The following is a 1,255-nucleotide window of genomic DNA, read 5'->3' as shown; positions in this document are numbered from 1 at the left end:
GGCAGAACAGTCCCTGTGAGTTCAACGGGTGGTCGCAACACTTTAGTCTTTTTGGAAAGATGGAGTGTTGAGATATGAAGTACCGCACGCGTACGTTTTATACTGACAAGCAGAAGTCAGAGATGTGGGACCGATGGCAACGAGGGGAGTCGTTGAGTTCAATTGGGCGCAGGTTTGATCGCGCTTCTTCATCGATCTTTCCACATCTGGCTTTGACTGGCGGCATTCGCCCACCAGCGCGTACCAGATCCCAACAGGTGTTGAGCTTGGAAGAGCGCGAGGAGATATCTCGTGGCCTTGCAGCTGATAGATCATTGCGTTCGATTGCACGCGATCTGAGGCGTGCGCCATCGACCATCAGTCGGGAAGTGCGCAGAAACGGTGGACGCAAGACCTATCGCGCCGCCCAGTCCGACCAACGCGCCTGGGACTGCGCAAAGCGACCCAAAGCCTGTAAGCTCTCTTTCAACAAACCCTTGTGCGTGTTCATCGCGCGAAAGCTGCGGCTGAAGTGGTCTCCACAGCAGATTGCAGGCTGGCTGATGCGCAAGCACCCGAACAAAGAGAAGCGCGCGTGAGCCACGAGACGATCTATCGCAGCCTTTATGTGCAGGCCCGCGGCGTTCTGAAGAAAGAGCTGCAGCAATGCCTCAACAGCCCGCGTGCAATCAGACGATCTCGACATGCCACCCAGAAGGGACTGAAGTTGCGCAAGATCAAGGATGCGGTCCCGATCAGCGAACGCCCACCAGAGATCGAAGATCGCGCTGTGCCGGGGCATTGGGAGGGTGATCTGATCGTCGGGACCAACAACAGTTACATCGCGACATTGGTCGAGCGGCACTCTCGCTTTGTGATGCTGGCCAAAGTGGCAAACAAGGACACGCAAAGCGTCATCACGGCTCTGATCAAACAGGCGCGCAAGATGCCCAAAGAGCTGTACCGGTCGCTAACATGGGATCGCGGCTCAGAAATGACTGATCATCTGAAGTTTACCATGGCGACCAAAATCGACGTCTACTTCTGTGATCCGCAATCTCCCTGGCAGCGGGGAAGCAACGAGAACACCAACCGTCTCCTGCGCCAATACTTTCCGCGCGGCCTGGACATGTCCACCTACAGCCAGGCCAAACTCAGCGCCGTCGCACGGCAGCTTAACGAGCGGCCACGAAAAACCTTGCAATACAAGACGCCGGCAGAGAAGTTCGAGCAGTGTGTTGCGGCGATCCGTTGAATCCGCACCCGCAAAGCAGAC

General features: G+C 56.4%; 1 pseudogene. It reads left to right on the top strand.

Annotated elements, in window-relative coordinates:
• Positions 1-74: 74 nt before the first annotated feature.
• A pseudogene (locus AC2D8P_RS16565) lies at positions 75-1,234 on the top strand (IS30 family transposase).
• The last annotated feature ends 21 nt before the right edge of the window (positions 1,235-1,255 follow it).

It is taken from the genome of Roseovarius sp. YIN77 (genome assembly GCF_057219155.1).
Note: the sequence above shows the minus strand (reverse complement) of the source record. Positions and strands in the feature narration are given on the sequence as shown.